Raw genomic sequence first — 6,870 nt, 5'->3', positions numbered from 1 at the left:
AGATAAAGTAATTTCTTATCTTATACCATTAGAAGAAGTATCTTTAAAAAATCGTGCTAAAAAATCTTGATCAATGGCTTGATGCTTATCTTGTTTAAAATAAGTATCTAAAAATTGAATATTTCTGATTCGATTAATCCGAAATAAACGATTATCTTTCCGTATCCTACAATACGCATAAAGATACCAAACTTGTGCTTTAAAAACCAAGTTGATTGGTTCAATTTTCCTCATCGTTTGTTTATTATCATATGACGTGTATGTTATAGAGATAACTTGACCCGTCTCAATACTTTTCAATGCAGCCTGCTGGGCTTTCCATAAACTAAAGTCAAAAAAATAAGGGGATTTTTTTGTCACATCTTGTTTAAAATAATTCATTTTTTGATTTAGTTCTGCAACTTTAGGAAGCAGATAAGTTTCACTTAGTCCTCGCGTTAACTCTAAAATCAACTCTTTTTCGGATTCTTAAAAAAATAGCGTGTCTAATTTATAGTCTTCCATTAGATAGAAGCCACCATCATTTCCTTTCTTTTGAATAGATAGGAAAGCCTGCAAGACCTAGTGTTTTAATATCACGATAAATCGTACGAACGCTTACCTGATAAACTTCAGCTATTTCCTTAGTCAGAATACTATTTTGCGATAATAAAGGTACTAAAATATTGATTAGCCTTTCAATTTTCATATTTTTTGTGACTTCATTTTTATAATGTACGAATATCAGATGAAGAATACGTCTTAATTAAAGCGTTTCCAGAACAATAAAATGACATTTAATCTCACATATTTGAGTGTTATAACTCATGAAAAAATCATCTAAGAAAATTATGTTTTTCAGTTTACTAATCATTTCTATTAGTGCCTGTCTAGTATTCGCCATTATTTTCTTTAAACAATTTTCTTTAGATCAAACCATCAAAAGTGAAGCCAAACAAGTTGCTAAAGCAAACTATAAGTATGTCAATCAACAGTATGATGAAACAGATAAGTTTAATGATTCGAATTCCAATATTGATATCTTTTTTGATAAAGATACCTACTCCATTAAACTAGAAACCGTTGAAGAACATAGTTATTTCAATACACCCTCTGACAAATCAATTATCACAAATACATACACAGTTGAAAAGCAATCAAAAGAACCTATTCAATACAAGCAATTTAAAGTATACCTTAAACAAAGCATTGAGATTCCAGCTGATTTAGTTCTTAGAAAACATAATGTGGATCTATCATCGATAAAACAAGAATAGAAAAAAAGAAGGTGACTACAGAATCACTTTCCTTTTTACTAGCTGTTATCGTTCTTATGAATATTTTTAGTGTTAGGATCAACTTGATTGTTGGCCATTAAATTATTACTCGCATTATCTTTAATGCCAATATTAGCTTTATTCATGCCAACCATTCCTGTATTAACCATTGGGTGAGAGCCTTTCAACGGATCTTTTCCCTCTGCACGAAGCTTATCATTTTTGAGACGGATTTTTTCTGACTTTAATAATTTTTAAGCAATAAATTTTGTACTTTCACCACCCTTTGATAAACTTGATATATCCCCTTAAATATGCGACAAAGTCCACTGTCTATATTTAGGCAGTCACTTTGATGGATATGTATACGTATCATTTAAAGGAGCTGAATAAGATGAAGATAAAATTAAATAAAAAACANNAAATGTAAAAGACTTTAAAAAAATGTATAACCCTGAAAATGATCTAATCACTACTTTTTTTCAAGTCAATAAAACAAAAACAGTAAAGACAAAACAAATCATTCATGACAATCAAGATTATGATATGAATTATATTGTGGATAAAAAAACAGGTCTAAAACAGTTTTCTATCAAGTATGAGGGATTAAAGTATCTTTACACACTCTCAAACAAAGGCGAACAGATTAATGTTGAAGTTTTCATTCCCCATAAAGCAACAGCAGTTGGTACAATGAGTGGTGCAATTAAGCCTGGAAATAGACTTGATTTACTAAGTTTCGAGGCACGAGAAACCTTTGGCAGAAATCAAGCATTTTTTGAAGATCGCGCAATTGAAAACCTAAAATTAATTTTTGACTATTTATACCAACAGTCTTAATAAATACAACATAACGCTTGATTACTCTAAAGAACAGTATATTAAAATAGACCGCAAAAAAACTAAGACCCGCATCTCCACCTATGATATGGTGAAATGAAGGTCTTAGTTTTTTAAACCAATTTTTGNNGAAACACTTCTAACTCAAAAAATCCAAGTGACTTGTAAAAAGAAATGGTTTGATCGTAAGCACAATATCGTCCTTCTGCAACTGTTTTAACTTGAAGTAACTTATACTTACCCAAACAATAAGTTGTTAACTTTCTAATTAATTCACTTCCAACACCAATTCGTTGATACGCTTTTTTTACTCCCATACAATAAATTTCACCAGTATAGTGACTTGTTTCTTTTAAGCTAATAAATCCCATGATATTCTTTCCGTCTTTTGCGACCCATAAAGGATAGTTCATGCACTTTGATACATATTCGTCTGTCGACTCCGGTAAACCAAACCATTCAGGAAGATCCGCTAGTACCTCTTTTGCAATTAATTTCTTTGCAACACTATCTCTCTCATAGATGATCTCCATATCGTCGCCTCCTACTTTCATTCTCATTTTACGCCTTTTTTTCTTGAAAATTGGCAATTTTTCAGAAATTCAACTATGTCAATTGGTTTAGTCACGATTTTCCTATTTTTAGTGTTAGAAGAAACCGCAGGGCTATTGAGAGAAAGTAACATTATGAATCCGTCTTATTTTTTAAAAAGTCACCTTTTCATCATACCTGCATATTTATCCTGTATCCGATAATTTCACTTTTAGCTCCTGTGATCAAAAATACGATTAAGACACCGGTAAATAAAAAAAATGTGAATTGATTAGAGGAATACCCTCTTAGTCTCTCAATTAAATCAACTTTCAACTTGGTTATTTTCAACAATGTTTCTATTGTGACTAGTATTAAGCTGGCACATCATTATTTAGTTAATAACCATAATACAAATAAATATTATTTTAGGTTTAAGCAATCACCACAGGGTTGCTGCTATCCAATGAAAGATGGACGACCTAAAAAGTAGTCATCTAATTACCGAAAAAAAATAACTCTAGCGACTCATTTGGGTACACCATCGGTTGCAGTAAAAACTTGATAAAAATAATATGTATTACTTTAATTTTTCAAACCAACATTGCTTAATGTCAAGTCTTTTCCGACACTAAAATAATTACTTATTTAGATTTTGATATAAGCAGTGTGTCAAAACGATTAACTTTTCATAAAAAAACAAAACTTTTATATCTAACGATGCTCCCCCTAAATGCTCAAAGCCAAAAAAAGATAATCGCAAAAAAATATCAGAAAGCATCGCCCAGCTCACAGCACCTCATCTATCTTCAGTGCAACGCAATTTGATCTGTACCTCTAACTATCATTTCTACACTATTTCTCAAAAACAAACGACACAGCAGTTTCAGAATAATAATGTTCACCAATTTTTTCAAATCCAAGTTTTCGGTAGAAATAATGATTACCAATTGAATAAGATGGCGTTTCTACACGCCATCCCTCCTTACCATGTTTTTCTTCAATCATCTGCCAAATATTTGTACCATAACCTTGCCCAATAAATTCAGGTAAAAGACAAAAGTAATGAAGCTCACGTACTTCCAAACAATAGGAAATGAAGCCAATTAGATTTTGATTATCAAAAATAAAGAAAGATGTAAATGATGGGTTTGATAAGATTTTTTTGGCTAACAATCCATCATTATAACCAGGAGGACCATCCTGAACATTGTCACCAAAATAAAGGGCCGTGTCATAATTGAATGACTTTGTTAAAATTGATGTTAATTGATTTTGATCGTTCATCTTACAATTGACTAAATTCATAATATCCTACTCCTTTTAAAAAATATAATTAAAAATGACAGAATGAAGTTGATTGAGAATAATTTAAAAAAAGATAAAATCCACTAAGGCGTTGATTGCCATGCTTCGAAAATTCGTTTCCTTGTTAAGTTTTTCTATTGGTTTAATCTTAATTTTTGCTCTCCAAATTTTAAATACCTGTTACTCCATTCTGATTAATTCTGGAATACTAAATGGTGAAATCAATGATAAAATGTTCTTTAAATCTAACCTTTTATTAATCCCTATCATTTTTAATGTTATAGCAATTATTTTATTTTTCACCTCAGAAAATAGCATCGAAAATAACATTAAAAAAATAAGTAATCATTTGAAATTAAGATAAAAGTCTTTATCCTAAACCTTTCTTTATCGTCAATTTCTTTATTATGAGCTATTGAATTAACTTTCTTAAAAAATCATTTTCAAATAACAATCCTCTTGTTTTTGATTTGGAGAATTAATGGCTTGAAGAATCTTCTCTGATAACACATTAGCAAATTCAGTAAAAGGGGTTTGCAATGTTCTAATTTGTGGACGCACATGCTGTAACATTTCAATACCATCAAAACCAATAATTTCAATATCCTCATTTACTTTCAAACCTAAATCATAAATACCTTGATAACCTCCCAATGCTAACGTATCATCACAACAAAAAATAGCTGAGACATTTGGATTTTGAGCAATTTGTTTCGCAGCATGATAACCTGCGTCAATCGAAAAGTCAGTTTCAACAATAATACTCGGATCAACGACCAGATGATTTTCATTCAGCGCATCAAAATATGCCTTTGTACGATTCGGAAAAGTATAGCTCTCTTGATTTTCTTTTATTAGGCCAATGGTCTGATGTTTTTTTTGAATTAAATCATCCATTGCCTTACGCACTGTATCATACTCGTTTAAATAAACGTGACCATATTGGCTTTCATTAATTCCTTGATCAACAAAAACGATTGGAATACCGTGATAACAACTTTTTTCGATAAACTTTTCTGAAAATTTCGTTGCGGTAAAACAAAGAATCGCTTCAACTGAAATTTGACAATAGCGTTCAAATAATGCGATTTCTTCCCGTTCTTCACCTGATGATTCAATCGTCATTAAGTGAAAACCCGCTTCAGTAAGGTTCGCTTGAATTTTGGTAATTAAAGTTGACGCAAAAGGCTCCTTAATAGATGGGACGATAATGCCGATTAAACCCGATTTATTTTTCACTAAATTTGAAGCAAAATAATTAGGTGCGTAACGGTAATCTTCAACAATTTTCAAGACACGCTGCCGCGTTTCCTCACTAAAACGCTCGCCCTTATCATTTAAAATTTGAGATACCGTTGTTTTTGAGACTCCTGCTAAATCAGCAATTTCCTTCATTGTTAATTTCATCGATCGTCTCCCCTTCTAAATAATATTTAATATAGTTATTATACCATCAATAACAAACCTATATTTCAAAAAAAATATGACCTCTTATTTCACTGCAAGTGTAAATCTTTGCATCTCAAATTGAAGAGTCTATACTAATAATTGTACAGCTTATTGTCAATCAGAAAGAAGGAAACAAAGATGAAAAAAGTCTTAATTCTCGGTGCAAATGGTCAAATTGCAAAATTAGTCAGTGATAATCTATTGACTCAAAATATGAGCCAACGACTTTTTTTACGAGATTCCACTCGTTTAGCCGTTAAAAATCCTCAAAAACAAGAAATATTTGAAGGTGATGCTTTAAATATAGATCAACTTGTAAAAGCCATGACAGGTATTGATATTGTCTATGCTAATCTTGCCGGTAATGTGATTCAAGAAGCTAAGAATGTTGTCAAAGCAATGCATCAAAATGGAATCAAACGTTTGATTTGGATTTCAACTTTAGGTATTTATGACGAAGTTCCTGGTGCTTATGGAGAATGGAACCACCAACAACTGGATGGAGGTTATTTAGAAACTTACGCTGAAGCAGCTAAAATTATTGAAAATTCTGATCTCGATTTCACAATCATCCGCCCTGCTTGGTTAGATAATCAAGACGAAATAGACTATGAAACAACTGAAAAAAACGAATTATTTAAGGGAACTGAGGTATCGCGTAAAAGTGTGGCGCATCTTGTGACAACACTACTTTTAACACCAGAAAAATCAATTCGCTCTTCTTTAGGTGTCAATAAACCAAATACAGATGGGGATAAACCTGCATGGAAATAACCAAAAAAGTAGTTAACATTTTTTTGTTAACTACTTTTTTCTTTATTGAGCTTAATTGACACTACTTGGTTAAACCTACATTGTGATACCAAAGATAGCTTTCTGCTCTTTGATAGGCAGCATCAAAAAATTCATACAGCTCTTGCTTATTCATTTTACGTAGATCGTCAATTGATACTCTACCAGTTTGAGGATATTGTAACTTAATTCCCTCACTTAATATTTCCCTTTGACCAGTTGAAATTTCCATTAATCTTAGTCGAGTACTGGTTCGGTCCATTTGAACAACTAAATTTTGAGGTGTCACACTGCCTAAAATGGCTTGACTTACTACATTTGTATTAAAAGCATTAGGTATGTCTTCAGAAATCATTATCTGCTTAAAATCGATACTCTCAGATGTATTCGCTAAAAAATGCTCATCCATCCAGTTAAATCCTGCCACAGAATTAGTAATCTGCTCTCCTTCATCAATTTCCATACTGTAAAATAAGGTCGCATCCTTTTCATTACTCGACTTAGGTGTTAACAAATAAAATTTTTCATCTTGTGTTGAAAATAGTAACCAAGCATCAACATTCTTAAACTTAGAAAAATTTGGTTGATTATCTTTCACATAACGATGATCAAATTCAATTTGTTCTTGTTCTTTATATTCTTTAACTCCCGCTTTACTACTATAATCAATCGCTAATTGATGTTAGTATGAAAT

General features: G+C 31.5%; 9 protein-coding genes. 2 read left to right on the top strand and 7 right to left on the bottom strand.

Annotation, left to right across the window (positions count from 1 at the left end; translation table 11 throughout):
* Positions 1-15: 15 nt before the first annotated feature.
* Positions 16-453 (bottom strand): WYL domain-containing protein, encoded by a 438-nt coding sequence (locus ESZ54_RS11110; RefSeq protein WP_136137727.1) that lies wholly within the window; start codon positions 451-453, stop codon positions 16-18.
* Between the two features lie 67 nt (positions 454-520).
* Positions 521-688: an HTH domain-containing protein gene (locus ESZ54_RS12860; RefSeq protein WP_136137726.1), complete on the bottom strand. Its 168-nt coding sequence runs from the start codon at positions 686-688 to the stop codon at positions 521-523.
* Between the two features lie 118 nt (positions 689-806).
* On the opposite strand from ESZ54_RS12860, the gene ESZ54_RS11100 reads away from it, so the two are divergent.
* Positions 807-1,256 carry a hypothetical protein gene (locus tag ESZ54_RS11100; RefSeq protein WP_136137725.1) on the top strand — a complete coding sequence of 150 codons (450 nt, stop codon included), beginning with the start codon at positions 807-809 and terminating at the stop codon, positions 1,254-1,256.
* A gap of 38 nt (positions 1,257-1,294) precedes the next feature.
* On the opposite strand, the gene ESZ54_RS12525 is transcribed toward ESZ54_RS11100, so the two are convergent.
* The 4 genes from ESZ54_RS12525 to ESZ54_RS11080 all read right to left on the bottom strand — a co-directional run bounded on the left by ESZ54_RS12525 (position 1,295) and on the right by ESZ54_RS11080 (position 5,342).
* Positions 1,295-1,444 (bottom strand): hypothetical protein, encoded by a 150-nt coding sequence (locus tag ESZ54_RS12525; RefSeq protein ID WP_162615177.1) that lies wholly within the window; start codon positions 1,442-1,444, stop codon positions 1,295-1,297.
* Between the two features lie 782 nt (positions 1,445-2,226).
* Positions 2,227-2,629 (bottom strand): GNAT family N-acetyltransferase (locus ESZ54_RS11090; RefSeq protein WP_239433803.1); only part of this gene is annotated, 403 nt, incomplete at its 3' end.
* Positions 2,630-3,482: 853 nt separating this feature from the next.
* Entirely contained in the window at positions 3,483-3,935 is a 453-nt protein-coding gene (locus tag ESZ54_RS11085) for a GNAT family N-acetyltransferase (protein ID WP_136137722.1), read from the bottom strand.
* A gap of 429 nt (positions 3,936-4,364) precedes the next feature.
* Complete coding sequence (locus ESZ54_RS11080) at positions 4,365-5,342, bottom strand: LacI family DNA-binding transcriptional regulator (RefSeq protein ID WP_136137721.1); 978 nt, start codon at positions 5,340-5,342, stop codon at positions 4,365-4,367.
* A 180-nt stretch (positions 5,343-5,522) separates the two neighbouring features.
* On the opposite strand from ESZ54_RS11080, the gene ESZ54_RS11075 reads away from it, so the two are divergent.
* Positions 5,523-6,158, top strand: coding sequence for an NAD(P)H-binding protein (locus tag ESZ54_RS11075; protein ID WP_136137720.1), 636 nt, complete (start codon positions 5,523-5,525; stop codon positions 6,156-6,158).
* A gap of 61 nt (positions 6,159-6,219) precedes the next feature.
* On the opposite strand, the gene ESZ54_RS11070 is transcribed toward ESZ54_RS11075, so the two are convergent.
* Positions 6,220-6,774, bottom strand: coding sequence for a hypothetical protein (locus tag ESZ54_RS11070; RefSeq protein WP_136137719.1), 555 nt, complete (start codon positions 6,772-6,774; stop codon positions 6,220-6,222).
* Between the last annotated feature and the right edge of the window lie 96 nt (positions 6,775-6,870).

This window comes from Vagococcus silagei (assembly GCF_004795745.1).
Lineage (GTDB): Bacteria > Bacillota > Bacilli > Lactobacillales > Vagococcaceae > Vagococcus > Vagococcus silagei.
This window is presented reverse-complemented; position numbering and strand designations above follow the sequence as displayed.